This is a genomic window from Shewanella sp. SP2S2-6 (assembly GCF_031931965.1).
Taxonomy (GTDB): domain Bacteria; phylum Pseudomonadota; class Gammaproteobacteria; order Enterobacterales; family Shewanellaceae; genus Shewanella; species Shewanella baltica.
The window spans coordinates 166,846-191,314 of sequence record NZ_JAUOEQ010000002.1 but is presented as its reverse complement, the minus strand read 5'-3'; the positions used below and the strand labels follow the sequence as shown (position 1 = coordinate 191,314).

The following is a 24,469-nucleotide window of genomic DNA, read 5'->3' as shown; positions in this document are numbered from 1 at the left end:
GGGCGTTTCGCCTAAGCGATTGCCACTCTGTTGAAGTTACATCAGACTCAAAGTGCTTTTAAAATCGCTTCGACACTGGCCTTGGCATCCCCAAACAGCATTTGGGTATTATCTTTGAAGAACAGTGGGTTTTGCACGCCGGCATAACCTGTGTTCATCGAGCGTTTAAAGCCGATAACGTTTTGCGCTTTCCACACTTCGAGCACTGGCATGCCTGCGATTGGGCTACCTGGATCTTCCATTGCCGCAGGGTTAACCGTGTCGTTCGCACCAATTACTAGTACTACGTCAGTGTCGTTAAAGTCGTCGTTGATTTCGTCCATTTCAAGCACGATATCGTAGGGGACTTTCGCTTCCGCCAGCAGTACGTTCATGTGGCCGGGTAAACGGCCTGCAACAGGGTGAATGCCGAAGCGGACTTTCACACCAAGATCGCGGAGTCTTTTGGTGATTTCAGCGACAGGATATTGCGCCTGTGCCACTGCCATTCCGTAACCTGGGGTGATGATGACAGAGGTGGCATTTTTCAGCATATCCGCCACATCTTCGGCGTTGGTTTCACGGTATTCGCCCATTTCTTCATCGGCAGTCGAGGCCACACCATCTGTGCCAAAGCCACCAGCGATTACAGAAATAAACGAGCGATTCATCGCCTTACACATGATGTAAGACAGAATTGCACCCGATGAACCCACTAATGCGCCAACGACAATCAAGAGGTCGTTCGACAACATAAAGCCCGCTGCCGCCGCTGCCCAACCTGAGTAGGAGTTCAGCATAGACACCACCACTGGCATATCTGCGCCACCAATCGATGCGACTAAATGCCAGCCAAAGGCGAAGGCAATCAAGGTCATCAATAGCAGTGCTGGCATAGTGCCGCCAGTTTGGACGAAGTACACTAACAGGGCAAAAGACACGAGCACTGCCACTAGGTTTAACTTGTGGCGATGCGGCAGCATCAAAGGTTTAGATGAAATCACGCCGCGTAACTTGCAAAAGGCCACGATAGAACCTGTGAAGGTGACCGCACCGATGAAGATCCCTAGGAAAACTTCGACCAAGTGAATGTTAAGCATGGCGCCAGTGAGATGTTCTTTGCTGGCGGCTTTGGCCGCTTCACTTAGAGCATCGTGCACTGCGGCGAGGGTCGTATTAATATCGCCACCGACAGCCACGACAACTTGCGACACTTCCTGTGGGTGTAAGTCGATAAAGCTGTTAAAGCCAACCAATACCGCGGCCATACCGACGAAGCTGTGCAAGATGGCAACCAGTTCAGGCATTTCAGTCATTTCGACTTTTAATGCTAAACGGATACCAATCGCGCCGCCAATCACCATGGCGATTAAGATCCACGCAATACCGTTAGTATCAGGGTTGAAAATGGTAGCCAGTAGGGCAATTGCCATACCTAAGATACCGAATAAATTGCCGTGTTTTGCCGTCTCTTGCTTAGACAGTCCCGCGAGACTGAAGATGAAGAGAATGGCGGCAATAATGTAAGCTGCTGTTACCAGTCCTTGAGACACGTTAAACCCCCTTAATCCTTACGGAACATCTTCAGCATGCGCTGAGTGACAGTGAAGCCACCGAAGATGTTAATACTGGCGATCAGCACAGCGATAAACGCCAGTACAGTGACCAAAGTTGAACCCTGACCGATTTGCAGTAGGGCGCCGACCACGATAATGCCCGAAATCGCGTTAGTGACTGACATCAAAGGCGTATGCAGTGAGTGGGATACGTTCCACACCACATAATAACCCACGACGCAGGACAGCAAGAATACCGTGAAATGGGACAGGAACTCTGGCGGTGCAACCGATGCCACGGCAGCAAATCCGGCAACGCCTAAGGCGGCGAGCACGTATTTGAGCTTAGATGGCGCTTTCGGGGTGGTGTCTTTAGGCGCGATTTTTGCGGCAGGTTTTGCTGGCGCCGCAGAAACCGAAATCGGTGGTGGCGGGAAGGTCACTTCACCTTCTTTAATCACAGTCATGTTGCGCATGACCACATCATCGAAGTTGATGCTGGCAGTGCCGTCTTTCTCTTTGCACATTAACTTCATCAGGTTGACTAAGTTAGTGCCGTAAAGCTGTGAGGATTGCGCCGGCAGACGACCGGGTAGGTCGGTATAACCAATCACTTTTACGCCGTTAGGAGTGACAAACAGCTCGCCCGATTGCGTGTATTCGCAGTTACCGCCAGTTGCAGCGGCCAAATCGACGATCACTGAGCCGCTCTTCATGCTATCGACCATCGCTTTAGTGATGAGCTTAGGCGCAGGACGGCCGGGGATCAGCGCCGTAGTGATGATGATATCGACTTCTTTGGCTTGCTCAGCAAACAGCGCCATTTCGGCAGCAATAAATTCATCCGACATGGTTTTAGCATAACCATCGGATGAGCCACCTTCTTCGTTACCAAAATCGAGTTTAAGGAACTGGCCGCCCATAGATTCGATTTGCTCGGCCACTTCTAAGCGCGTATCGAAGGCGCGCACTATGGCGCCAAGCGAACCAGCAGTACCAATGGCAGCAAGACCTGCCACACCAGCACCAATCACTAGCACTTTAGCGGGCGGCACTTTACCGGCAGCGGTAATTTGACCGGTAAAGAAACGGCCAAATTGATGCGCGGCTTCAACAACGGCACGATAACCGCCAATGTTGGCCATAGAGGAGAGTGCATCGAGTGACTGGGCACGGGAGATACGTGGCACCATGTCCATCGCCATCACGTTGATCTTGCGTTTAGCTAACTTCTCAACCAGCTCAGGGTTTTGTGCGGGCCAAATAAAGCTGACGACAGTTGCTCCGTCTTTGATTTGTTCGATTTCGGCGTCGCTTGGCGCATTGACCTTAAAAATCAGATCGGCTTGCCAAACGTCAGTTGTCACTTTCGCGCCTGCAGCTTCAAAGGCTGCATCATCGAAACTTGACAGTTGACCCGCATTGGCCTCAATAACAACTTCAAAGCCGAGTTTTTTAAGCTGCTCGACGGTGGCTGGAGTCGCGGCGACCCTAGTTTCACCGGCGAGACTTTCTCTCGGTATTCCAATCTGCATGACTTCTCCCTGATGGTTTATATAATCGTTCCGCCTGCTGTGCTTCCTTCATCGTACTCAACTGCAAAATCTGTCATCGCCAGCGATTACTCGGCTGGTGATTCGAGTCAGTTCGGGCATTCAATCTAGGATGGACACTTTTTGTTTTAAAAACAAACTATTCTGTGGGCAACAGAAATTTCTGTTCGACAGGCTCATGACCATTGTGGCAATACTTTAGCTTGGCACAAGTGCATATTTCTCAAGCAGGCCGTTTCTGCACTGGTCGGATCAAAAACTTTTAACCAGTGCACACTTTTGTAGCTTAAATTTTGCACTTTGTATATTCCAAAATGGAATTAAAAATCCGATTTTATTCTTTTTTGCTTTTCTTAAACCGCGATAAGCTTGTGGACATTACACTGTCATAGGGCCGTCTCATGTTGTTAAAAGAACTTTCATCGCTGGCTTCGCCATTGTCTCAAGGACAAGTCGAGAAGCTAAAACAACTCACTTCTGAGTTAAGTGCTGTGCAACTGGCTTGGGTGAGTGGTTATCTTGCTGCCACCGCCAATGCTGGCCAACTAGCTCCCGCTACCGAAGCGCAAACTGCTCAAACAGTGACGATTCTCTATGGCAGCCAAACGGGTAATGGCCGTGGTGTTGCCAAAGCGCTCGCCGATAAGGCGCAGGCACAAGGTTATGCGGTCAATCTGGCTTCAATGGGCGAATACAATGTTCGCCAACTGAAACAAGAAACTGTGCTCTTGCTGGTTGTCAGCACCCATGGTGAAGGTGAAGCGCCGGATGACGCGATTGAATTACATAAGTTTTTAGCATCGAAACGTGCGCCTAAGTTAGACAATCTACATTACTCAGTGCTTGCGCTGGGGGATTCAAGCTATGAATTCTTCTGCCAAACCGGTAAAGACTTTAGTACTCGTTTAGCGCTACTGGGTGCTAAGTCATTGTTACCTTTGGTTGAATGTGATGTGGACTATGAAGCCGCCGCTGGTCAGTGGCACGCCGATGTATTAGAGGCCGTTAAGCCGCTTATCGAAACCTCGTCCGCCAGCGTGGTATCTATCGGTACCGCTAAAACGATTGGCGAAAGCGAGTTTACTAAGCAAAACCCCTATAGCGCTGAAGTGCTAGCGAGCCAAAAAATTACCGGCCGCGGTTCAGACCGAGATGTGCGCCATGTTGAAATCGACCTTGGCGATTCAGGCTTAAGCTATCAAGCGGGCGATGCCCTCGGTGTGTGGTTTAGCAATAATGAAGTGTTAGTCGATGAAGTCTTAGTGGGTCTGTCGTTGGCCGCCGATGAGTTAGTGACCTTAGGCACAGAATCCTTGACCCTTAAGCAAGCTTTGCTTGAGAAGAAAGAGCTGACTCAGTTGTATCCTGGATTAGTCAAAGCGTGGGCCGAACTGAGCGGCAGCGCTGAACTGCTGGCATTGAGCGAAGATAAAGAGCAAGTGCGTCACTTTATCCTTAAGCATCAATTTGCGGATTTAGTCGCCCAGTATCCGTTAACAAATAGCGCTGTCACGTTAAGCGCGGCAAGATTGCTTGAGTTACTGCGCCCATTAACCCCAAGACTTTACTCTATCGCCTCAAGCCAAAGTGAAGTGGAAACCGAAGTCCATTTAACCGTAGCGTTAGTGGAAGATGAGCGTCACGGCGCGGCCCGTTTTGGCGGCGCGTCACACTTCTTAGCCTCTGCGCAGGAAGGCACTCAGGTTAAGGTTTATGTTGAGTCGAATAAGCATTTCCGTTTACCTGAGAATCCAGACACGCCAGTGATCATGGTTGGCCCTGGCACAGGTGTTGCGCCGTTTCGTGCCTTTATGCAGGAGCGTGTTGCCCAAGGTATTCAAGGCGATAGCTGGTTATTCTTCGGCAATCCACACTTTGAGCAGGATTTCTTGTATCAAACTGAGTGGCAACAGTATTTGAAAAATGGCGATTTAAGCCGTATCGACGTGGCGTTCTCACGCGATCAAGCCCATAAAGTTTATGTGCAGCACCGTATTAAAGAACAAGGCCAAGCCCTGTGGCAATGGTTGCAAAACGGCGCGCATCTGTACATTTGTGGTGATGCTGAACGTATGGCCAAAGATGTTCACCAAGCCTTGATAGAGGTAGCAGTCGAAGTCGGTGGTTTGAATAACGAAGCGGCTGAAGCCTACTTTGAAACACTGCGCAGCGATAAACGTTACCAAAAAGACGTGTATTAATCTCAACCGTTGCGCATATAAGAAACGCATAAGAATAGCCAAAGCTGCACACGTGATGACCTGTGCAGTCAGCGAACCGAATTTGAAGAGGCAGTTGCCATGAGTGAGCAAAAGTTAGCGTTAAACGAATACCTAAAGACCGACAGTGATTACCTGCGCGGTACGATTAAAGAAGGCTTAGATTCTGCGGTAACCGGCAGTTTCAGTGACGGCGATCAGCAGTTGATCAAATTCCACGGCTTCTATCAGCAAGATGACCGTGATTTACGTAACGAGCGTAAAGAGCAAAAACTTGAGCCTTTATATAGCTTTATGTTGCGTGCCCGTGTACCTGGCGGTATTTGTTCTCCGCAGCAATGGTTAGGCGTAGACAAAATTGCGTCGACCTTAACCAGCTCAAACAGCATTCGTTTGACGACCCGTCAAACCTTCCAATACCACGGTATTCCTAAGCGTAACTTGAAGACCATTATTCAAGACTTAGATCGTGAAGCGCTGGATTCGATTGCCGCTTGTGGTGACGTTAATCGTAACGTGATGTGTAATCCTAATCCGGTGGAATCGAAACTGCATGAGCAGGCCTATGCGGTGGCGAAACAACTGTCTGATCATCTGCTGCCACACACGCGTGCTTATGCCGAAATTTGGTTAGACGAAGAAAAGTTACTCTCAACCGAAGATGAAACCGTTGAACCTGTATATGGCAAAACTTATCTGCCACGTAAGTTCAAAATGGCGGTTGCGGTTCCTCCCGATAACGATGTTGACGTTTACACTAATGATTTAGGCTTTATCGCCGTTGCCGAAAACGGCGAGCTGGTTGGCTTTAACTTAACCGCGGGCGGCGGCATGGGCTCGACCCATGGCGAAGTGGAAACCTTCCCACGCCTAGCGGACGACTTTGGTTTTATCAAAACTGAAGACGTGATGAAGTTTGCCGAAGCTGTCATGACAGTGCAACGCGACTGGGGTAATCGTGTTAACCGTAAACGTTCACGCCTTAAATACACTATCGTCGACCATGGCTACGAGCAGTTTAAAGCCGAAGTCGAACTGCGTGCTGGAGTGAAGTTTGAGCCTAAGCGTGATGTAGTGATTGGCGATCGCGGCGATCGTTATGGTTGGGTTGAAGGTGTTGACGGGAAATGGCATTTAACCTTATTTATCGAAAGCGGCCGCATTAAAGATTTACCGGGTCAAACCCTGCAAACGGGACTGCGTGAAATAGCTAAGATCCACAAAGGCGATTTCCGCATGACCTCGAATCAAAACATGATTATCGCAGGTGTGGCGGCAGAAGATAAAGCCACGATTGAAGGCTTAGCCCGTAAACACGGACTACTGGGCCAAGTGTTAACGCAAACCCGCGGTCACTCGATTGCCTGTGTGGCGTTGCCGACGTGTCCATTAGCGATGGCGGAAGCCGAACGTTATTTTCCTGAGTTTATCGATCACATCGATGCGCTGCAGGCAAAACACGGCATCACTGAGCAAGCGATTGTGGTGCGGATGACGGGTTGTCCAAACGGTTGTGCACGTCCATTTGCCGCTGAAATTGGCCTTGTGGGTAAAGCGCCAGGTCGTTACAACTTGTACTTAGGCGCAAGCTTTGAAGGGACTCGTCTGAACAAGATGCACAGAGAAAATATCCAAGAGGCGGAAATTCTCGCCGAATTGGATGCCCTGTTTGGCCGCTACGCCGTTGAGCGTGATGGAGGCGAAACCTTTGGTAACTTCACCGTCCGCGTGGGCGTTGTGAAGGCGGTGATTGATGCCGCTAAGGATTTTCATGGTTGATCATCAACAAAAAACCAGTGATACAGTGCCGACTGTGGTCAGCACGGCCGAGTTAACGGCGCTATTGAGTGCGCCTAAGGCCGAGCAAGCGATAGAGCTTGAACGCATAAATCAGTTCTTAGCCGGATTGAGCGCACAAGAGCGAGTGTTGTGGGGCTTAACTTATTTGCCCGGTAATCATGCGCTGTCATCAAGCTTTGGTATTCAAGCCGCTGTGATGCTGCATATGGTGAGCCAGGCACAGGCGAATATTCCGGTTATCCTAACGGATACAGGGTATTTGTTCCCTGAAACCTATCAGTTTATCGATGAGCTGACACAGCGTTTGTCACTGAATGTAAAAGTGTATCAGGCGCCGATGACTTCGGCTTGGCAAGAGGCGCGCTTTGGTAAGTTGTGGGAGCAAGGCATAGACGGGCTAGAGCAATACAACCGTTTAAACAAAGTTGAGCCTATGCAACGCGCCTTAGCCGAGCTTGACGTCGGCACTTGGTTTGCAGGGCTGAGACGTAGCCAAGCCACCACCCGTGAGGCGCTGCCGATACTGGCGATTCATGGCACTCGCTTTAAGTTACTGCCGATTATCGAGTGGTCGAATAAAGATGTGCACCTATATTTGACTCAATTTGACTTGCCGTACCACCCACTTTGGGACCAAGGCTATGTTTCTGTTGGTGATACCCATTCGAGTAAACCACTTGAATTAGGCATGACAGAGGAAGAAACGCGCTTTAATGGGCTGAAACGTGAGTGTGGTCTGCACTACGAAATTTAGTTTCCCCATTGAAGTTTAGTCATCTTATTGATTTAAAATATTAAACGCCTCAATTACCATTGGGGGGGGGGTATTGCAGTTAGATAAGTCTTTGGTTGAATTTAATACTCTGGGTTGACGAGAAAGTGAAGCGATGTCATTTAAGCGTCATTTCAGTGAGATATATTGATATTCATAGAGTTAGTGTTGCTGGCTTTTTTCAAGAGTAAAAATGTTGTACATTTTTACTCACAGGGTTATGCACATTGATTGAGCCTGAGCTATATTTTGAAGTTCCCGTAGATGGTTTTGAGGGGTTTTACTGTGAAATAGACATGACTTGTGTCTTTTTCGAGGTTAAGTGGTTGTATATCGGTATTTATGGGCTGGGTTTGCTGTGTATTGATATCATTCGACTGGATGCAGTGAAAGCGTTGAAAACCGGACTCGCAGCTGCGAGTATCAAGCAGTTTGATTGACTTGCTAGCCCTCGTTAATCAGCCATCATTACCTCGGTCAGCTGTCGTCAAAGCTGCCGAGGTCAAGTTAAGTCAAGCCCTCGCCATCTTCAATAGTGATTTGTCATTGTGGTTATTTCTCTGCCTATCTTTGATTCTCGAGTAAGATATCCTTGGTGTTTCCTCTATTGTCGTAGCATGATCGACCCGCAACTCCCTTAACGCTTTAGGCGGTTTTCTAATAAGCCTTGGGTGTTGCAAAGAATGCCTAATGGATTGGCTTGGCTGGATATCATAAATGAGAGATGAGAGTGCGCGGATGAGATGGTGTAAATGACGGCTCCTTTATATGCGATGCGAGATCATGTCAGGCGTCCTAGTGCCAATAAGTCGAGTAGTCCTGCTCCTCAGAGGCGTAAGCGTGGCTTTCGTCGTTTATTGTCTTGGCTATTCAAGGGATTAGTATGGGCATTAATTGGCTCAATCTTATTGGTTATTCTACTCAGATTCGTTAATCCACCCATGTGGACTTGGCGGATTGAGCGCGCCTTATTTCCACCTGCACCTATGGGGGAAGTCATGCATCAGTGGCGCGATTTAGCGCACATTTCTCCTGAGTTACAATTGGCGGTGATCGCCGCAGAAGATCAACGTTTTGCCGAGCATGCGGGATTCGATTTAGCCGCGATAAGCTCGGCGCTGAAATACAATCAGAAAGGCACTAAAGTTCGCGGAGCCAGCACCTTAAGTCAGCAGGCGGCGAAAAACCTGTTTATGTGGTCTAGCCGCAGTTTTTTTCGTAAGGGACTAGAAGCTTGGTTTACCTTAATGATGGAACTGACTTGGGATAAGTCACGCATCCTTGAAGTGTATTTAAATATCGTCGAATTTGGCCCAGGTATTTACGGCGCCGAAGCGGCATCAAAGCATTATTTTGGCAAGTCTGCGGCAAAACTGACCCAATATGAAGCTTCATTACTTGCAGCTATCTTACCCAATCCTTGGCGTTATAAAGTGTCACCTCCGTCGTCCTATGTGCAGCAGCGTTCCGCTTGGATCCGCAAACAAATGCGCCAGTTAGGTGACGTCACGCTTAAAAAAGTCCACGAAGCGGGATGAAGGTCTGACGTGTGAGTTTGGCCCAGATGCATTTATGTGTCATTGGGCACTTTGTTAATCGTCGACGACTTAAAGATCTTTTATTACTGAATTGAAATAAGATTGGAAACCTGTTGAATTAAGGTTAACGCTGATGCGTTTTAACGGTTTGATTCCCTATCCTGTTCGCTTCTGTATCGGTTTAATGTTAAATTATCGGGCAAAATTTATACCTTAGTTTTCTGATTTTGCATTATCTGCGTAAGGGATATGTAAGAGCGGATAAATATTCAAATACCTAGGTATTACTTTAGGTATTGATTTCATAAAATTGAATTGTCATTAAATGGAGTTTCTTAAATGAAAAAGATTGTGATTGCCGCGGCAATTATTGCAGCTGGTGCGGGCGGTTATTGGTATACGCAGAATGGTGCTGGCTCGAGTGCCTCTGCCAACCCTTTGCTCGACTATGTGCCTGCTGATACGCCGATTTTTTCGGGTCAGCTAAAACCCTTCCCGTTAAAAGCGTATTTACAGTCTATTTCTGGAAATTACCAGCAATATCCAAGTAACGCGCTTGCCGAATTTGGTGAGCTGGATAGCCCTATGGGTAAGTTCTTCGTCAGCATTTATCAGCAGTATATGGATGGCATTAAAGAGCCAGCCTTACTGTTGAAAACCTTTGGTTTTCCAGATGAAGTTAAGCCTTATATCTACACGTTAGGCGCTTTGCCTGTATTAAAGATTGACGTTAATCAAGTCGATGCTTTTTGGGCTGTATTAGATAAAGCCGAAAAAGACAGTGGTGTGACCCACGAAATGCGTAAAGTGGGTGATGTTGATTATCGCGCTTATGCATTATCGGATGAGACTTCAACTGAGAAAGCTGAACTGTTATTTGCCCAGAAAGATGGCATTTTAACGATTACTTTCAGCACCTCTATTACCGAGCCTGAGTTATTAGAAATGGCATTCGGTATTAAGAAGGCGCCGCACTCATTGGCCGCTTCTGGCATATTAGACGATATTATTAAGACCCATGGTTTTAAAGATGACAGCATCAGCTTTATCAACCATGTGGAAATTGTAAAGGCGTTGACTTCAGCCGATAGCAATATGTTATCCAAGCAATTGACAAAGTTTTTTGCTAATGAAAGCGTTGGTGAAGATCCATTAGCTCAAATTAGAACACCAGAATGTCGCACCGAATTAACCGCTATTGCGGCTAATTGGCCGCGCACGGTTGCGGGTTTAACCGCGTTTTCTGTGACAGAAAAAGAAAGCCATATGGCGGCCTCATTTGTGGTTGAAACTAAGAATCAACCGATTCTTGCGGCAATGCAAAAGATGCGTGGCTTTATTCCTGCACATCTGGCGGATATCGACAGCACTATTTTCTCTATGGGCATAGGCTTAGATGTCAACGAAGTTGCACCTTCATTAACGGCTATTTGGGATGATCTGCAAAAGCCGCAATTGACCTGTGCGCCACTGGCCGAGTTGCAAGCTGAGTTGAGCCAACAGAGCCCAGCTATGCTAGGCATGTTCACTGGTATGGCGAACGGTGTGAAAGGCATGAGCGTTTCATTGCTCGACTTTAAAATGAGCACACAAGATCAAGAGCCTAAGTTAGAAAGCTTAGATGCGTTAGTCAGCCTCAGCGCCGAAAATCCATCTATGTTGTTCAATATGGTGAAACCTTTCGCGCCTATGTTGGCCGAAGTGCAATTAGCCGATAACGGCGATGCCACTGACTTATCACCCATATTGATGTTGCCTCCTGAGTTAGGTGTTAAGCCTATGCTCGCGATTAAAGGTCAGCATTTAGTGGTGTATAGCGGTGATAAAGGTCTGGCGTTGGCAAACAAATTAGCGGGCGAGAAACTGTCTGCGAATGGCATGTACAGCTTATCTGCTGACTACGGCAAGATGTTCACTCCAATGCTGACGTTGTTAGAAATGAGCGGCGAGCCAATCCCTGAAGAAATGAAAATGCTTAAAGATTACAACATGCGAGTTCAAATGAGCTTCGATGTGAATAAGCAAGGTTTGGTTATAGGTTCAGTTGCCAATTCTAAAGCGACTGAAAAGAAATAATTCTAGGATCCATTCTTTAGCTAACTGATATCAGTTAACGAATCAATGTTTGAAATGAGCCAGCAGATTGCTGGCTCTTTTTTTTGATTCAATTCAGCTTAGCTTGAGCTAGCTTAGTGGGTTGTGATGTTTGAATTATCTGAGTTTTTGGTTTAGCGGAACGCACTAAACTCACTAATCCTTGCCATTGAATATCACTGTTTTGGGGGAGCCAAATATCGGGCTCAGTCCCAGCACCTGACAAGAGTTTTCCCTGTGCATCATAGGTTAACGAACTACTGAATCTTATGTCTAACCCACTGTTTGGCAGTTTAAAATGGTACTGTCGAGCAAAGTCGCCCGAGGTTTTTTCACCAATCAAATTCGCCCTAGACCAAGATTTAGTGCGATAGGCAATCCACTCACATTCTTGGCGGCATTTAGGGCTCACGAGCAGCGCTAAGCGATTTCGCCCTTCAGGAGTCACCGCAGGTTTAGTGCGAATATACCAAGGGCTGAATTTATCTTCATCGACTGAGGGTAAGTTGCGGGTGAGGGATTTTAGTCGTGGCACACTGTATTCGAGCGCAGCTAAAGGCTTAAAGTTGAGTGGCTGCAGATAGTCATTTCTCAGCTCCGGTGAGCGGCGATAGTGTGCAAATCCCATCACGTTCGGCGCTAAAGTGTTATTTAAATCCGCATCTTGATATCGCGATAATAGGGTCAATAACTTTGGGCTAAAACCACTAGCATCACGTAAGTCGATGATCAGTAATGGATGCGTCATACCCTTGAGCAGTTCTTGCTGTAGATCTCTATCCAATTCAAAGGCGTACAGATCGCTGATCTTCAGTTTGACCGTAGTATTGTTAACTGTTTCTAATTGATTTGGAGTGTCTTGAAATTCGGTGCGCTCAAACTGAGATAACTGATTAATGAATTCAAAAACACTCATATCTTGTGTCTGATCTTCTTGATTATTTTCCACTAATTGAGTCTGCGGTTCGCGGCTTGGCAGGGCGAGAGTCACCTGCTGGGTTTGCAGATCATCATTAATCAGCGTAACCAGCACATAGGGCTTGATGCTGAGCCCCAAATCTTCACGCAGCAGGTTCAGTTTTTTCAGCCAAGGTAACTGCATTTCTTGGCTCTGTTTTGCAGGCTCAGGTAGATAGGCCTGGCTGGCTGCCACCCATTTACTCATAGGTAAACCGTCGATATGAGTCACAAAGGGAAAGTCGTTGTTGATTGGACTATTATTGCTATCTAAGGCTAACCACTGGTCGTTAAGTGGTCGTAAGGTTAACGGGAGTTCGCCGCTTTGATCATCGAAGTTATGCACTTGAGCGCCTGGATCTTTGAGGGTATTGAGTAATTTAGTGACTTCAGCAGCAAAGCGATCATTGGGAGTAATATCTTGATACTGTTCAACAATAAGGCTAGCCATAAATTTAAGCTGCGGGTTGGCTTTGTCGGTCGTTAAGGCATAAAACGCTGAGTGTTGCTCGATTTGATCCAATAAGGCATAGAGATCTTGGCGTACCTCTTGCGCATTAAGCATAGGTGCAGTGTTATCTTTTGGCACAGCGAAAAACGCGAGCTTAAGTAAGCTCGCGAAAATAATGACACTGAGTAGCATGACTATGCTGCGGTAGCTAAAACTCATATTCCTCCATGATGTTAAGGCGCTGCTTCAGGGCACAAAAAGGTGTGCGACTATCGGCTTAAATGCCATTCGGATCAATGTAAATCGTCCCGCTGAGCCATAAACTCAGGTCCATCTGAGCAATTTAGCAGCAGGTTTGGTAGATTAGCAGCAAATTATGGTCGATTTTTGTACTTAGTCACTTTATATACCCAAACAATCTTAAATAGCGGGATCAAGTGGGTATATCTTTCTTAAAGAATATCGTTGAGTGAAATTCCGATACCAATACGTTGATTGTGATAGTTGTAATCGATTAGGCTTTCGCCATAACCATTAAAGTATTGAGTATAAAAGCGTAAGTTGCCGACGATAGGATGACTCCAAGTCAGTTCTGCTGAGCCTCTGTCGATATCTTCTAGATTCGTTTTAACGGTTAAAGTGAATCTATGTTCATCGATACCATAAACGCCAATAAACTCTGCTTTACCTATATAGTCATCAATATTAGGGTTATCGTCGCCGCTGGCTTTATATGGATCTGTTTTTTCATCTTCAGGAATACGCCACCACACTTTGGTGGAGAAGGCGAGTGGGCCTGCATCAAAAATCATAGTGGCATAGAGTCGATTCCAACTGCGGGAAAGTGGCCCTGCTTTACCATTCGATTGATGTACGGCACCAAATCCCCAAAAGGAATTGGTCACACTGCCAATTTTCCAATCGTTATTAAACAGCATAAAGACTTCAGGCTCGTGATTGGTTTCCCTAAAAGGCGATGAAGTGTCTTTGTTATAAACCTGCCAATAGGATTGATTGGTGTAAGCAAAAAATAAATGGCCATTATCACCAAACACATTGTACCAAATAGGAAATTTAAAACTGATTTGGAACTTAGCCTCAAACTCATCTAATGAATAGGGGTTGAGTATTGCATCTTCGGTGAAAGGTGCCATGTTGGGATCTGGGCTGTAGGTAACTGGTAAAAGGTAATTCACTTTATGTGGCGTAATCACAAAAGGTAGATCCGCCGTGGCAAGTTCATCTTTTACTCTTCCTTTGACTAATGATTCTTCGGCATTTATGTCCGTACAGGCTAATAGCCCTGCCAATGCAATACCTGAGTAAAGTGGTTTCATCTGCCCTCCTTGATGTGTTTATTTATTTGTCAGTCGTACTCAACAAAGATAGTTATTTCCAGCTTAACATTAGAAAGTGAATTTATGGTTATGGAAAAATCCTGTGTCACTTAATGACAAATCTTGTAGTCAGCCATTTTTAGTCCCATAGAGACATGTTTAGGTAGAATTTTTGGCAATAACATAGTGCCAAAATCATGCACTTAGCGGACAGAAATTATTTTGATGCAATTCGCTTAATCTTATTAAGTCATTTTTATTTCAATGGGTTAACTTGGATTTAGGGCATTTTTGATTTTGAAACCCAAGGTTTTCCCCACTTTAAGTGAGTGGTCACTCATTCTTTTATATCTAAATGATATAAAAACTAATAATTATCTATTTATTATGGAATATAAGACGCGCTATATTTCTACAGACTAAAGTGATCTTGGGGATTCTGATGGAAATTTTCTCTTTACCGGGCCAAGCGGCCAAAGGCAAAGTCTGGCTGGTGGGTGCAGGTCCCGGCGACGTTGAGCTATTGACGTTAAAGGCATGGCGCATCCTTAAAACTGCTGATGCAGTGCTATACGATGCTTTAGTCAGCCAAGATATCCTCGATCTTATTCCCAAAGACGCTGAGAAGATTGCCGTAGGTAAACGTGCGGGCAAGCATAGCGCCGCACAGGACGAGATTAATCAGTTACTTGTCACTAAAGCCTACACCCGTAAAAATGTGGTGCGCCTTAAGGGCGGCGATCCTTTTATTTTCGGCCGCGGGGGCGAAGAGTTACAAACTTTAGTCGAAGCTGGGGTTGAGTTTGAAGTCGTTCCCGGCATTACTGCTGCCAGCGGCACGTCAGCCTATGCGGGAATTCCCCTAACCCACAGAGACCATGCCCAAGGCGTCACTTTTATCACTGGCCATTGTCAGTTAGAGAGTCGCCCTATGGATTGGCAAGGTTATGCTAATCCTAACAATACCTTAGTCGTGTATATGGGGATTCTGAACGCAGGCATTATTCGCCAAGGTTTAGTCGATGCGGGCCGAAGCCCTGAAACACCCGTGGCGATAGTGTCAAAGGCAACCACTAAAGAGCAACGTCGTTTTATCGGCCGTTTAGGTGAGCTTGAACAGCTTGCCGCCGATCCAGAATTACAAATGCCAGCTTTGATGATCATAGGTGAAGTCGTCACGCTGAATGACACCTTGCATTGGTTCAAACCTGAAGCGATTGAATCGACTCAGGTCAGCGATGAACAGACTCAATCGGTTAGAGTCTCGGGCGCGTCGATAAACTAAGCCGCAAACAGTCAAAGCTATTAAGTAGTTAAAAATATTAAACAAATTAAGCTAATCCATGCTGTGGTAACACGGCGAATTTAAGGTAAACGGAGAATAGTATGGCCGGGCGTGAATTAAGCCACTTACAACAACTGGAAGCCGAGAGCATCCAGATCATTCGTGAAGTTGCAGCCGAATTCGATAATCCTGTGATGTTGTATTCCATCGGGAAAGATTCTTCCGTTATGTTGCACTTAGCGCGTAAAGCCTTTTATCCGGGCAAGATCCCATTCCCGTTGCTGCATGTCGACACGGGTTGGAAATTCAAAGAGATGATCGCGTTCCGTGATGCGCAGGCAAAGAAATTTGGCTTCGAGTTACTGACGCACATTAACCCAGAAGGGTTGGCGCAGGGGATTAACCCTTTCGACCATGGCAGTGCGAAACACACTGACATCATGAAAACCCAAGGCTTAAAGCAAGCACTTAACCAATACGGTTTCGATGCGGCTTTCGGTGGGGCTCGCCGCGATGAAGAGAAATCTCGTGCCAAAGAGCGTGTGTATTCGTTCCGCGACCGTCACCACAGATGGGACCCTAAAAACCAACGTCCAGAACTGTGGCGCACCTATAATGGCGCAGTGAACAAGGGCGAAAGTATTCGCGTATTCCCGTTATCTAACTGGACTGAGCTGGATATTTGGCAATATATCTATCAAGAAAACATTGAGTTAGTGCCTTTGTATTTTGCGGCTAAACGTCAAGTGGTTGAGCGCGGCGGTCAGTTAATCATGGCCGACGACGAGCGGATGAAGTTAGCCGAGGGCGAGCAGTTTAAAGAAGAAGTGGTGCGTTTTAGAACCTTAGGTTGCTACCCACTTACTGCTGCCATGCATTCTGAGGCCGACAGCCTAGAGAAGATTATTGAAGAAATGCTGTTAACCCGTTCAAGCGAACGTCAGGGCCGATTGATCGACTCAGATCAAAGTGCCTCGATGGAGCAGAAGAAGCGTCAAGGCTACTTCTAATCTCGGCAAGGTTAACCCTATTTCGCGAAGGTGCGTTGGTAAAGCGCGACCTGTAGCCAAGCAGATCAAGAGTGAGAACAAGATGGACAAAGCGGTCAATAAAACCAATCGCATGGCGGCAGAAATTACCCTCCATGGTGTGAAAGAATATCTAGCTCAGCAGCAGAACAAAGGCTTACTGCGCTTTTTAACCTGTGGCAGTGTGGATGACGGCAAGAGTACCTTAATCGGCCGTCTGTTACACGACAGCGCCCAGATCTATGAAGATCAATTGGCGAGCCTAAAGAGCGACAGCGCTAAGATGGGTACCACAGGTGAAGCGATTGACTTAGCTTTGCTGGTGGATGGTCTGCAAGCTGAGCGCGAGCAGGGCATCACTATCGATGTGGCTTACCGTTACTTTTCAAGTGATAAGCGTAAGTTCATCATCGCCGATACCCCAGGGCATGAACAGTACACGCGCAACATGGCAACGGGTGCATCGACCTGTGATTTGGCGGTGATCTTAGTCGATGCTCGCTATGGCGTGCAGACTCAGACTAAGCGCCATGCGTTTATCGCCTCATTACTGGGTATTCGTCACTTTGTCGTTGCCGTAAACAAGATGGATTTACTTGGGTTTGACGAGCAAGTATTCAACCGTATTCGCGCCGATTTTACCGATTTCGTTAAAGATTTCGGTAACCTCGATATCCACTTTGTGCCCTTATCGGCGCTTAATGGTGACAACGTGGTTGAGCGCAGCACCCAAAGCGACTGGTATCAAGGCGGTACTCTGCTTGAGCTGTTAGAAACCATTGATACGCAACGTGAACTCACCGCATTGCCCGTGCGTTTCCCTGTGCAATATGTGTCGCGTCCTAACTTAGATTTTCGCGGTTTTGCGGGTACTTTAGCCTCTGGCATTATCAATGTCGGCGACGAATTAATCGCTTTGCCATCGGGCAAACGCAGCAAGGTTGAACGCATTGTTACCTTCGATGGCGACATACAAGAAGCGGTTGCTGGCCAAGCTGTGACGATCACGCTGGAAGATGAAATTGATATTTCCCGTGGCGATTTACTGGCAAGACCGGATTCTGCGCCAGCCGTCGCTAACGTGATCAGCGCTGACATAGTGTGGATGGATGAAAAGCCATTGCAACTCGGCCAGTTATACGACATCAAAGTGGCCGGTAAGAAGACGCAAGCCTCTGTGACTGGCATCGATTATGTGGTTGATGTTAATACCTTAGCGCGCAGCGCGACGGATACGCTTGGGTTAAACGCCATTGCTCGCGTGACCTTAGAGCTGACCGAAGACATAGTGTTTGATGCCTATTCGTTAGTGCGTGATACGGGTGGAATGATCTTAATCGATCGCCTGAGTAATGCGACGGTTGCCGCAGTGATGGTGGTGTCGGGCCAGCATGTTAACAAACAAACCGCATCGCAATTTAGTGCCTTTGAAGTCGAGTTTAATGCTTTAGTGCGTAAACACTTCCCCCATTGGCAAGCGATAGATATTTCTAAGCTTGGAGCTTAATTTGTGAGTGACTTGTGGCTGTTAGCGATTATTTTGTTAGGGCTTGTTGCTGGCTTAATTAGCGGCCGTATTAATCCTGCGGTATTGTTTTTATTTGCATTTTTGCTCTGTTATTTGCTTGGCATGGTTGCGCTCGATACCGCATTAACAAGCTTTACCAATATTGGCTTAGTCACACTTGTCCTCTTGGTATTGGCTGCGACGGCATTGGAAAAAACCTCCCTGCTGGGAAAGTTGAGTCAAGTCATAGGCAATAGTTCTTTGCCTACGACAATGGCAAAACTCGGGTTATCTACTGCCTTGCTGTCGTCCTTTACCAATAACACGGCTGTGGTGGCGTCGCTTATTGGGGTTGTGCGTCGCAATCAAGCGCACGCACCTGCTAAGTTATTATTACCGTTGAATTATGCGGCAATTTTAGGTGGCACACTGACCCTGATTGGCACCTCGACCAACCTGATTGTGAACTCCTTTGTGGAGAACGCCGGCTTGCCCGCCTTAGGGTTCTTCGAGTTCACACCGGTCGCCGTGGTGATCGTTATCGCAGGTATGTTATTGCTGATCCTACTGGCGAACATTCTGCCCGACAGACGGGAAGAATCGGATGAAGAGGCGCTGCCTTATTTGCTCGAAGCCCATGTGGCAAAGGGCTCGTCCTTAGTCGGCCGCAGTGTGGTCGATAACAAACTCAGGGCACTGAAAAAGTTATATCTGGTTGAGTTAGAGCGCAGCGGCATTTGTATTTGCCCAGTGCCGCCCCAGTTAGTGCTGCAAGCGGACGACGTACTGCGTTTTAGTGGCGCGGTGGAATCGGTTGAGTTATTGCATCAATTCGATGGTTTAGATTGGTTTGGTAAGCATCAAGCCAAGGGACAAAATTTAGTTGAAGCTGTGCTCGCGCCATCATCCCGTTTAGTCGGCAGTTCGTTGAAAGAGTCACGTTTTCGTGAACAGTTCGATGCGGCCGTGATGGCGATCCGCCGCGGCAATCATCCGCTGAAGGGCGGGCTTGGCGACATTATTCTGCAACCCGGTGATGTGTTGTTATTGACGCCAGGCGATGGTTTTAGCAATAGCGCAAAATTGAGTTCAGAATTTGCGGCGATTAGCGGCTTAGATTTGAATGTGCGGTTAGACAGTCGCCGTGGTCGTTGGGTATTGCTCGGCTTTGCGGTCACGATCGTTTTGAGTGTCACCGGTGTATTGCCATTGGCTAAAGGTTTAGTGCTCCTGCTGCTGAGTTATTTTGTTATTGGCGCTGTTACTTTGGCTGAGCTTAAACGCCGTTTTCCATTGGAGTTAGTGGTGATAGTGGGGAGTGCATTAGGGCTAGCTAACTTGATGATGAGCACCGGCCTTGCGGACAGTTTAGCCCAAGGATTACTCTCGGTTATTAATGGTTATGGGGTGTTTGGCGCGTTTATCGGTGTGTATTTTATGACCTTGTTGTTGACGGAATTAGTCACTAACAATGCTGCCGCAGCGCTGGCTTTCCCTATCGCCTACGCGATTGCGCTTAATTACGGCGTCGATGCAAGGCCTTTTATTATGGCCGTGGTTTTTGGTGCCAGTGCGAGCTTTATTTCACCCTACGGCTATCAAACCAATTTGATGGTGTTTAATGCGGGTAATTATCGCTTCAGTGACTTCGTCCGCCTAGGATTGCCGTTATCTGTGCTGTATTCCCTGATAGTGATATTTATGGTGCCGATCATCTTTCCATTTTAGTGATTAGCTTGAGTTTATTGCCCTTGTGTTAGTCGTTTAACAGCATAGGGATTGAGGAGTTTTTATGACAAATATCGTGTGGCATCAACATCCTGTAGATCAAGCCGCCAGAGCCGAACAGAAAGGCCAAAATCCAGTATTACTCTGGTTTACCGGACTGTCTGGCGCGGGTAAGTCGACACTGGCTGGCGCATTAGAGCGGGCGTTATTTGAGGCGGGATTCCACACTTATTTGCTTGATGGCGATAATGTGCGCCATGGACTGTGTAAAGACTTAGGGTTTACGGTTGAAGACCGTGACGAGAACCTGCGCCGTGTCGGCGAAGTGGCCAAATTAATGGTGGATGCTGGGCTTGTGGTGTTATCGGCCTTTATTTCCCCGACTCGTGAGGAGCGCGATAGCATTCGTGCCCGTTTCCCTGCCAGTCAGTTCATTGAAGTGCATGTGTCGACGCCATTAAGTGTGTGCGAGCAGCGTGATCCTAAGGGGTTATATGTGAAAGCACGCAGTGGTGAAATCAGTAATTTCACTGGTATTTCATCACCTTATGAAGCGCCATTAGCGGCAGAATTGACCATAGATACCAGCAAAGGCGATTTAGCGACTCAAGTGCGCGCCTTAATCGATTATCTGACGGCAATCAATGTTATCAATGCCGATAGGGCTAAAGCGCTAGCTTAACATTTAGCCCTTATCTTACTTAAAAGGAGCCTTTAGGCTCCTTTATTATTTCTGGGTTTTGCTGGTTATGTTGTTGATTTATATTTTATTTTTATGGGGTGTTATTCTATTTTAAAATCCTTAGCGAACAAGAGTTGCAGGGCCTTGAGGTATTCTTGATCCGGCTTAGGTTGCACGAGTTGGGCCAGTTCATCACCAATCGGCGTTAAGCGATAATAGCTAAAAAGCAGATTGCCGCTCTTAGGCGTGAGCTTCATTTGTATGCCTTGCAGGGCAAATTGAATCGGTGTTTTATTGTTGAGTAAGCCGGTTTCGAACTCGCTGCTGTGCAGTATTCCCGCATCGACTAAGGTCAGAATGCTCGAGTAGGGTAGGCCAAACTGGGATAAGCCTAAATTGACTGAGGTCGTTTTACGAAAATACTGGCCAATACCACCGGATAAGCGATAGCCGCTGATGAGTTTTAGGCGCTGTTCGCTATTGACCTTAGCCGCCATGCCGAGGGCTTTTTCAAGGATTTGTGCTTCCCTGTGCGTCAGTTGCTTAAGTAGCGCTAAGGTGCGCAGACTGAAGTTGCCGGGATTGACTATCTCGCTCGATAATATCCGTGCCCACAAGTCTTGCATCCTACGGTTATGGATTTGCTCCGCCATCAAAAAGAATTGATGACTCCAGTCGGGATCGAGATCGACTCCTGTCACATCAGATGGCGTATAACTGAGGGCTAAGGCAAAAATGGTTTCCACATTGGCTTGATACTGGCTCGATAACTTGCGGGCTCTATGTTGGGCGCGTTCGGCGATGGAAGCATTCGCAGGGCGATATTCTTGCTCACTGGCTAAGCCTAATTGACGGCCGAGTAGCAGGGCTTTCTTGCGAGCAGATGCCTCGGATGTTGACTCGCCTTCTTCTGCCAACATTAAAATATCTGAATCCTTCATCGCGTTAATCCTTGAGCCTGCATTAGGGGTGAAGTGAGGGCATAGCGCTCACCTTTATCTGTCGAACTTATTTGCCTAGCTTAGATGGCGATCACTTTAGCGTTCAGTTCTAAACTCAACATTGAGCTTAGCTTATTCCTAGGCCCGTTATTATGCCGCTTTATTCGACCGCTTTAGCGATGGATTTCGCTTTTTTGCTCGTCCAAGACCATAAGGTTTCATTACCCGGTTCAGGATGGCGCGGTACATTGAGCGCCAGAATTAACGAACATACGGCAAAGCCTGCGCCTATGTAAAATACCAAGGCGGGATCGGTTAACCATAATAAGCCCAAAAGCACAGGAATAATCACAGCGGCAATGTGATTAATGGTGAAACTCACCGACATAGTGGCGGCAATATCTTTGCTGTCGGCGATTTTTTGAAAATAGGTTTTCATCGCGATAGCCATAGCAAACAGTAAATGGTCGATCACATACAGCGCTGCAGCCATGTGTGCTTGCTCGACTAAGGCGTAACTGATGAAGACTATGATGAGTCCGACGTATTCCACTGTCAGCGCATTACGCTCACCAATTCGGCCAATAAACCGCCCAATCGCAGGCGCAAACAGCAGATTGACGACATAGTTTATTAAGAACAGCGCGGTAATTTCACTCACGCTATAACCAAACTTTTCGACCATCATAAAGCCCGCAAACACCATAAAAATTTGCCGTCTCGCACCCGAGAAAAAGGTCAGCAGGTAATAGAGCCAATAGCGCTTACGCAGGATGATTTTTTTATGTTGGACTTCCGTGGTCTCAAATTTTGGATAATACCAAGCCATAGTTAGCACCATGACTAGACCTAACGCACCAATAATCAGATACATGTGTTGATAGTCTAGTTTCAACCAGGTCATCACCAGCCAAATACTGGCGTAGCCCACTAAGGCCGCGGCCGAGCGCCACGCCAGTGCTTTCCCCATAAAACCCGCAGTATCTTTTTTATCGACCCACTGCAGCGTCAGTGATTGGTTGATGGTTTCAAAATAGTGAAATCCAACAGACATCAATACCGTCGTCAGATACAGGCCTATGACTTGAGGAAAGAAACCTGTCACTGCTACGCCAATGCATAACAAGGCCAGAGAAAGCAGGGCGAAGGCTTGTTCTCGAATGAGTAAAAGCACAAAAATGGCGGTAAAAGCCAAAAAACCCGGGATCTCGCGCAGGCTTTGTAACATGCCGATTTCAGCACCAGTGAACTGAGCTTTTTCAATCACGAAGTTATTGAGCAGTGCCTGCCAAACGGCAAACACGAGCGACATTACAAAGGTCATCCATAGCAAGAGTGCTTTAGGATCTTTGGTTTGAATGGATTTCATGGATATGGACTCAGGCGATAAGTGTGCAAATGCTAATGCTTTTTTGGCTAATAGGCTAGATCACTTAACGCTTAAAGAGTGTGTGGTTTATGAATCAATATAGCGATTTCTTTGAATAAAAATACGGCCGTCAGATCCGCTATACAATCAGATACTAATGTAATTTGTTTGTAAATTTAATTGTAAATTCTAATGCAAATCATTCTCAATTGATCTATTTTGTTCGCGCATTTACGGGGAAGCTGTTACACAGCGCGGAGAAAGAAATGAGAGCAGAGTTAAAGTTGAGTTCACTGGCCATCTTGGTCACTGCGTTCATAGGTGGGGTTAATTGCACTGCACAGGCAGCGACGGACCCTGCGATTTTAGAGCAGGCTATCGCAAGGCAAGAGGCTCAATTACAAGAATTAAAGCAGCAGTTATCAGAATTAGCTGCGCAACAGAAACAGCAGCAAGTTCAGCAGGCAGACTATCAAACTAAGACCAATACCGCGGTAGATAGTGTTGAAACCGCCGCCGATAAACTTAGCAAGTTTTCATTTCAATCCTACGGTACCGCCGTTTATACCAGTGATGAGTACTTTGATAACGTCCAAGACACCACACCAGAGCGCCGTAATCGTTTCGATTTAGAGCGCGTTGTCACTGAGTTCGGCTATCAATTTACCGATGCTTGGAGCATGGAAGTCGAAATAGAGTATGAACATGGCGGCACAGGCGTCGCCTTAGAATACGATGGTTTTGATGAGTTCGGTGAATTTGAAACTGAAGTCGAAGCTGGCGGTGAGGTGATGATTGAAAAGGCCGAGCTGCGTTATCGTCCGTCTAAAGCCTTTGGTATTAAATTTGGTAATATCCATGTTCCTATTGGCTTGACCAGTATGCTGCACAAACCAAATCAATATCTTACCGTGATGCGTCATCGAAGCGAAGCCGCCATGATCCCCGCCGTTTGGAATGAAAACGGTATCGGTATATATGGTGAAATGGCTGATTTCCACTATCAGGCCCAAATTATCAGTGGTCTCAATTCAGAATATTTTAGAACCTATGATTGGGCAGCGTCGGGTCATCAAAAACGATTCGAGCATGTTAATGGCGACGATTTAGCATTTGCAGGACGTTTAGATTACGGCAACTTTAAGAAAGGTTCCGCCGTTGGTGTCGCTTACTACTATGGCAATACCAGTGGTAATCGTCACAAGAGTAATAAAATCAATGTGGATGGCACAGTTAGCATAGTGTCCGTCGCAGCGGCTTATGTTGAAGGTCCTTGGATCTTACGCGGTCAGTATCTCTACGGTACCTTAAGCGACAGCGATGCCATTACTCAAGCAAATAAAACAACGCCAGGCTTAAGGCCCGGTAACTTCGCACAGTTGGGATCGCAGTCACAGGCTTTCTTTGTTGAAGCTGGCATCGATTTGAATCATTTCACCTCTCTTCCGTTAACCGTATTTGCCAACATAGATTATTCCAATCCTTTGATGGAAGTCGAAACTGGCACAGCGACTCAGCGTTTTGAAAATACTTGGACCAGTGTCGGCATTAACTATTTCCCTATCCCACAGATAGTGATTAAAGCGGAAGCAGGCTTACAACAAGTGGCTGTCGCGAGCATTCCAGATACTAATTTCTTCGCCCTTGGCGTGGGTTATCAATTTTCGCTCTAG

Annotated in this window: 18 protein-coding genes; 12 read left to right on the top strand and 6 right to left on the bottom strand. The window is 46.8% G+C overall.

From position 1 onward, the window contains the following. Window positions 1–47: 47 nt before the first annotated feature. Window positions 48–1,532 carry a Re/Si-specific NAD(P)(+) transhydrogenase subunit beta gene (gene pntB / locus Q4Q57_RS02810; protein WP_006085934.1) on the bottom strand — a complete coding sequence of 495 codons (1,485 nt, stop codon included), beginning with the start codon at window positions 1,530–1,532 and terminating at the stop codon, window positions 48–50. 11 nt (window positions 1,533–1,543) lie between these two features. Next, window positions 1,544–3,070, bottom strand: coding sequence for a Re/Si-specific NAD(P)(+) transhydrogenase subunit alpha (locus tag Q4Q57_RS02805; protein ID WP_311889648.1), 1,527 nt, complete (start codon window positions 3,068–3,070; stop codon window positions 1,544–1,546). A 419-nt stretch (window positions 3,071–3,489) separates the two neighbouring features. Between Q4Q57_RS02805 and Q4Q57_RS02800 the strand changes: the two genes are divergently transcribed. From Q4Q57_RS02800 to Q4Q57_RS02775, 6 genes are all read left to right on the top strand, one after another. Beyond that, complete coding sequence (locus tag Q4Q57_RS02800) at window positions 3,490–5,289, top strand: assimilatory sulfite reductase (NADPH) flavoprotein subunit (protein ID WP_311889647.1); 1,800 nt, start codon at window positions 3,490–3,492, stop codon at window positions 5,287–5,289. Window positions 5,290–5,388: 99 nt separating this feature from the next. After that, complete coding sequence (gene cysI / locus Q4Q57_RS02795) at window positions 5,389–7,086, top strand: assimilatory sulfite reductase (NADPH) hemoprotein subunit (RefSeq protein ID WP_311889646.1); 1,698 nt, start codon at window positions 5,389–5,391, stop codon at window positions 7,084–7,086. Then, window positions 7,079–7,861: a phosphoadenylyl-sulfate reductase gene (locus Q4Q57_RS02790; RefSeq protein WP_311889645.1), complete on the top strand. Its 783-nt coding sequence runs from the start codon at window positions 7,079–7,081 to the stop codon at window positions 7,859–7,861. The genes cysI and Q4Q57_RS02790 overlap by 8 nt, the downstream gene beginning before the upstream one ends. Window positions 7,862–8,175: 314 nt before the next feature. Further along, window positions 8,176–8,319, top strand: coding sequence for a hypothetical protein (locus Q4Q57_RS02785; RefSeq protein WP_311889644.1), 144 nt, complete (start codon window positions 8,176–8,178; stop codon window positions 8,317–8,319). 312 nt (window positions 8,320–8,631) lie between these two features. Beyond that, a complete protein-coding gene (gene mtgA / locus Q4Q57_RS02780; protein WP_311889642.1) occupies window positions 8,632–9,417 on the top strand; it encodes a monofunctional biosynthetic peptidoglycan transglycosylase in 786 nt (261 codons plus the stop codon). Window positions 9,418–9,756: 339 nt separating this feature from the next. Beyond that, window positions 9,757–11,493: a hypothetical protein gene (locus tag Q4Q57_RS02775; protein ID WP_006085928.1), complete on the top strand. Its 1,737-nt coding sequence runs from the start codon at window positions 9,757–9,759 to the stop codon at window positions 11,491–11,493. Between the two features lie 88 nt (window positions 11,494–11,581). Here the strand turns inward: Q4Q57_RS02775 and Q4Q57_RS02770 are convergent, their stop codons facing one another. Further along, on the bottom strand, window positions 11,582–13,138 hold the full coding sequence (locus tag Q4Q57_RS02770; protein WP_311889641.1) for a S41 family peptidase: 1,557 nt from the start codon (window positions 13,136–13,138) through the stop codon (window positions 11,582–11,584). Window positions 13,139–13,371: 233 nt separating this feature from the next. Further along, window positions 13,372–14,256 (bottom strand): phospholipase A, encoded by an 885-nt coding sequence (locus Q4Q57_RS02765; protein ID WP_113939007.1) that lies wholly within the window; start codon window positions 14,254–14,256, stop codon window positions 13,372–13,374. 442 nt (window positions 14,257–14,698) lie between these two features. On the opposite strand from Q4Q57_RS02765, the gene cobA reads away from it, so the two are divergent. From cobA to cysC, 5 genes are all read left to right on the top strand, one after another. Further along, window positions 14,699–15,541 carry a uroporphyrinogen-III C-methyltransferase gene (gene cobA / locus Q4Q57_RS02760; RefSeq protein ID WP_311889639.1) on the top strand — a complete coding sequence of 281 codons (843 nt, stop codon included), beginning with the start codon at window positions 14,699–14,701 and terminating at the stop codon, window positions 15,539–15,541. Window positions 15,542–15,642: 101 nt separating this feature from the next. Further along, window positions 15,643–16,551, top strand: coding sequence for a sulfate adenylyltransferase subunit CysD (gene cysD / locus Q4Q57_RS02755; RefSeq protein ID WP_006085924.1), 909 nt, complete (start codon window positions 15,643–15,645; stop codon window positions 16,549–16,551). A gap of 82 nt (window positions 16,552–16,633) precedes the next feature. Further along, a complete protein-coding gene (gene cysN / locus Q4Q57_RS02750; RefSeq protein WP_311889638.1) occupies window positions 16,634–18,076 on the top strand; it encodes a sulfate adenylyltransferase subunit CysN in 1,443 nt (480 codons plus the stop codon). Window positions 18,077–18,079: 3 nt separating this feature from the next. After that, on the top strand, window positions 18,080–19,804 hold the full coding sequence (locus tag Q4Q57_RS02745) for an SLC13 family permease (protein ID WP_311889637.1): 1,725 nt from the start codon (window positions 18,080–18,082) through the stop codon (window positions 19,802–19,804). 64 nt (window positions 19,805–19,868) lie between these two features. Next, window positions 19,869–20,486, top strand: a complete 618-nt coding sequence (gene cysC / locus Q4Q57_RS02740) for an adenylyl-sulfate kinase (RefSeq protein ID WP_107946645.1) — start codon at window positions 19,869–19,871, stop codon at window positions 20,484–20,486. A gap of 101 nt (window positions 20,487–20,587) precedes the next feature. On the opposite strand, the gene Q4Q57_RS02735 is transcribed toward cysC, so the two are convergent. Both Q4Q57_RS02735 and Q4Q57_RS02730 read right to left on the bottom strand, forming a co-directional pair. Next, window positions 20,588–21,427 (bottom strand): TIGR03899 family protein, encoded by an 840-nt coding sequence (locus Q4Q57_RS02735; protein WP_259504516.1) that lies wholly within the window; start codon window positions 21,425–21,427, stop codon window positions 20,588–20,590. Window positions 21,428–21,587: 160 nt separating this feature from the next. After that, the gene (locus Q4Q57_RS02730) at window positions 21,588–22,796 is read right to left on the bottom strand and encodes an MFS transporter (protein WP_311889635.1); all 1,209 of its coding nucleotides are present in this window, start codon (window positions 22,794–22,796) and stop codon (window positions 21,588–21,590) included. A 266-nt stretch (window positions 22,797–23,062) separates the two neighbouring features. Between Q4Q57_RS02730 and Q4Q57_RS02725 the strand changes: the two genes are divergently transcribed. Beyond that, on the top strand, window positions 23,063–24,469 hold the full coding sequence (locus tag Q4Q57_RS02725) for a hypothetical protein (RefSeq protein WP_106649611.1): 1,407 nt from the start codon (window positions 23,063–23,065) through the stop codon (window positions 24,467–24,469).

What these genes read in the sequence shown, in the direction of transcription:
- Q4Q57_RS02805 (WP_311889648.1), bottom strand. Translation starts at nt 3,070, where the DNA reads ATGCAGATTGGAATACCGAGAGAAAGTCTCGCCGGTGAAACTAGGGTC.
- Q4Q57_RS02800 (WP_311889647.1), top strand. Translation starts at nt 3,490, where the DNA reads ATGTTGTTAAAAGAACTTTCATCGCTGGCTTCGCCATTGTCTCAAGGA.
- cysI (WP_311889646.1), top strand. Translation starts at nt 5,389, where the DNA reads ATGAGTGAGCAAAAGTTAGCGTTAAACGAATACCTAAAGACCGACAGT.
- Q4Q57_RS02790 (WP_311889645.1), top strand. Translation starts at nt 7,079, where the DNA reads ATGGTTGATCATCAACAAAAAACCAGTGATACAGTGCCGACTGTGGTC.
- Q4Q57_RS02785 (WP_311889644.1), top strand. Translation starts at nt 8,176, where the DNA reads ATGACTTGTGTCTTTTTCGAGGTTAAGTGGTTGTATATCGGTATTTAT.
- mtgA (WP_311889642.1), top strand. Translation starts at nt 8,632, where the DNA reads ATGACGGCTCCTTTATATGCGATGCGAGATCATGTCAGGCGTCCTAGT.
- Q4Q57_RS02775 (WP_006085928.1), top strand. Translation starts at nt 9,757, where the DNA reads ATGAAAAAGATTGTGATTGCCGCGGCAATTATTGCAGCTGGTGCGGGC.
- Q4Q57_RS02770 (WP_311889641.1), bottom strand. Translation starts at nt 13,138, where the DNA reads ATGAGTTTTAGCTACCGCAGCATAGTCATGCTACTCAGTGTCATTATT.
- Q4Q57_RS02765 (WP_113939007.1), bottom strand. Translation starts at nt 14,256, where the DNA reads ATGAAACCACTTTACTCAGGTATTGCATTGGCAGGGCTATTAGCCTGT.
- cobA (WP_311889639.1), top strand. Translation starts at nt 14,699, where the DNA reads ATGGAAATTTTCTCTTTACCGGGCCAAGCGGCCAAAGGCAAAGTCTGG.
- cysD (WP_006085924.1), top strand. Translation starts at nt 15,643, where the DNA reads ATGGCCGGGCGTGAATTAAGCCACTTACAACAACTGGAAGCCGAGAGC.
- cysN (WP_311889638.1), top strand. Translation starts at nt 16,634, where the DNA reads ATGGACAAAGCGGTCAATAAAACCAATCGCATGGCGGCAGAAATTACC.
- cysC (WP_107946645.1), top strand. Translation starts at nt 19,869, where the DNA reads ATGACAAATATCGTGTGGCATCAACATCCTGTAGATCAAGCCGCCAGA.
- Q4Q57_RS02735 (WP_259504516.1), bottom strand. Translation starts at nt 21,427, where the DNA reads ATGAAGGATTCAGATATTTTAATGTTGGCAGAAGAAGGCGAGTCAACA.
- Q4Q57_RS02730 (WP_311889635.1), bottom strand. Translation starts at nt 22,796, where the DNA reads ATGAAATCCATTCAAACCAAAGATCCTAAAGCACTCTTGCTATGGATG.
- Q4Q57_RS02725 (WP_106649611.1), top strand. Translation starts at nt 23,063, where the DNA reads ATGAGAGCAGAGTTAAAGTTGAGTTCACTGGCCATCTTGGTCACTGCG.